Source organism: Polaromonas sp. (genome assembly GCF_030682935.1).
Classification (GTDB): Bacteria; Pseudomonadota; Gammaproteobacteria; order Burkholderiales; family Burkholderiaceae_C; genus Polaromonas.
In genome coordinates this window covers 1-2,081 of record NZ_JAUXNA010000314.1, presented here as the reverse complement: position 1 = coordinate 2,081, position 2,081 = coordinate 1, and the positions used below count along the sequence as shown (strand labels likewise).

General features: G+C 66.2%; 2 protein-coding genes. Both read right to left on the bottom strand.

Translation table 11 applies throughout. The features are described 5' to 3' along the window. On the bottom strand, positions 1–867 hold an 867-nt coding region (locus Q8K05_RS14545), incomplete at its 3' end, for an MmgE/PrpD family protein (RefSeq protein WP_305247349.1). A gap of 102 nt (positions 868–969) precedes the next feature. After that, positions 970–1,941 carry a tripartite tricarboxylate transporter substrate binding protein gene (locus Q8K05_RS14540; RefSeq protein ID WP_305247348.1) on the bottom strand — a complete coding sequence of 324 codons (972 nt, stop codon included), beginning with the start codon at positions 1,939–1,941 and terminating at the stop codon, positions 970–972. Between the last annotated feature and the right edge of the window lie 140 nt (positions 1,942–2,081).

Genomic DNA, 2,081 nt, shown 5'->3' with positions numbered 1-2,081 from the left:
GGGGTGAATCACGATGCCGCAGGCGAAGGGCTTGTAAGTGTTGAAGGAAATCTCAAAACGCTGGCCCAGCTCGCCTGTGATCTCGTTCCAGTCGTTTTTGGTCGAAACTGTCTGCATCATGCCGCGTGGCGCTTCCAGCGCTTTGGGGCTGGCGGTGTAACCCTGGCTGGCCAGCAGCGCCGACATCAGCCCGGCGCGTGCCGCGCCGCCCGGGTGGAAGGGTTTGGTCATGGTGCCGAACTGCTCGCGCATGCCGACCGGCTGAGAGGCGGCGATGCCCAGTGCCATCGCGGTTTTCTGAACGTCGAGTTTGAGCAGGCGCGCACAGGCAGCAGCCGCGCCCAGCGTGCCGGTCGAGCCGGTGATATGCCAGCCGCGGTCATAGTGCTCGGGATACATCGCGTTGCCGACCCGGCAGGACACGTCGATGCCCAGCACCAGCGCATCGATCAGCTCGCGGCCGGAAGCGCCCGTGTGTTCGGCCAGCGCGAGGGCCGCCGACGCCACCGGACCGGCCGGGTGGATGATGGTTTTCAAATGGGTGTCGTCAAAGTCGAAGGTGTGCGAGGTGATGCCGTTGACCAGGGCGGCGCTGGCCATGTCGATCTTGCCGGCGCGGCCCAGCACGCTGGCCTGGGGAGCGGGCTGCAGCATGGCGACGGCCGCCAGCGCCGCGTCGGCGGCTTCATGCTGTGCGGCGCCCACGGCGCAGCCCAGCCAGTTCATGAAGGTGCGGTGGGCTTCGTGATCGACGGCGGCGCTCCAGCCGCCGGCCAGGAAGCCGGGGTGGGTGGCCACATGCTGGGCCAGGATCTGGGTGACGGGTGGGGCGTTGTGGTCGGCGGCGACCTGGGTATTGCGGGCCATGGGTTCTTTCGGCAAAACAGCCAGAGGTTGAAAAATGCTATCAAAAAGTGAGCTGCTAGCCCACACCGTATATGGGCTACAGGCCGATTTGGCTTGAAAATTTCAGCTGTCGAGCTGGATCCCGCGGGCACGCGCCAGTTCGGTCCAGCGCGCGATGTCGGCCTTGATGAAGCTGCCGAACTGCTCCGGCGTCATCACTTGCGGCTCGATCGCCTCCACCGACAGCTTTTCGCGCATGTCGGGGGCGCGCAGCACCACGGCGAGGGTGTCGTTGAGCTGCTTCACGATGGGGGCCGGCATCCCGGCCGGGCCGACCACGCCGTACCACTGCTGGGCGTCAAAACCCTTGAAGCCGGACTCGTCCAGCGTCGGCAGATCCTTGAACTGGGGATGCCGTTGCAGCCCGGTGACGGCCAGCGGGCGCACCCGGCCGGAACGGATGTGCGGCACGGCAGCAGCCAGGCCGGGGAACATGGCCTGGGTCTGTCCCCCTATCAGGTCGGTGAAGGCCGGCGCGACGCCGCGATAGGGAATGTGCACCATGAAGGAGTTGATCTGCTGCTTGAACAATTCCATCGTCAGGTGGGTGAGCGAGCCCTGCCCAGCCGAGCCGTAGCTGAGCTTGCCGGGGTTCTTTTTGACATAGTCGATGAATTCCCGGATGTTGGTCACGGGCAGCGAGGCATTGACCACCAGCACATTGGGCGTGCCGCCTATCATGCCGATCGGCGTGAAGTCCTTGATGGCGTCGTAGGGCAGCTTGCGGGTGGCTGGGCTGGTGCCGTGCGTCGCGACGTAACCCTGCAGCAGGGTGTAGCCGTCGGGCGCGGCGCGCGCGGTGGCCTGGCAGGCGATCACGCCGCCGCCGCCGCCCTGGTTATCGACGATAAAGCTCTGCTTGAGCTGCTGGCCCCAGCGCTCGGTCACGGTGCGGCCGACCATGTCGCTGCCGCCGCCGGCGGATACCGGCACGATGTAGCGTATCGCTTTGGCCGGGTAGGCCGTCTGGGCAAGGGAAAGGCCGGGCAGGCCCAGCAATGCGGGGGCTGCCTGAAGAAGGGTGCGTCTTTGCATGGTATGTCTCCGGTGGTTTTTGTAGGCGTGAAGGGGAAATCAGGGGGCCGGCGCCGCTTCCACCAGGCGCCGGAAGGCGTCGCTCACATGGTGCGCCATCAGGGTTTCGCAACGCTGGGGATCGCCGTCGCGCACGGCCT

Excerpts from the sequence above, each read along its gene's own strand:
- Q8K05_RS14540 (WP_305247348.1), bottom strand. The coding sequence starts at position 1,941 with ATGCAAAGACGCACCCTTCTTCAGGCAGCCCCCGCATTGCTGGGCCTG.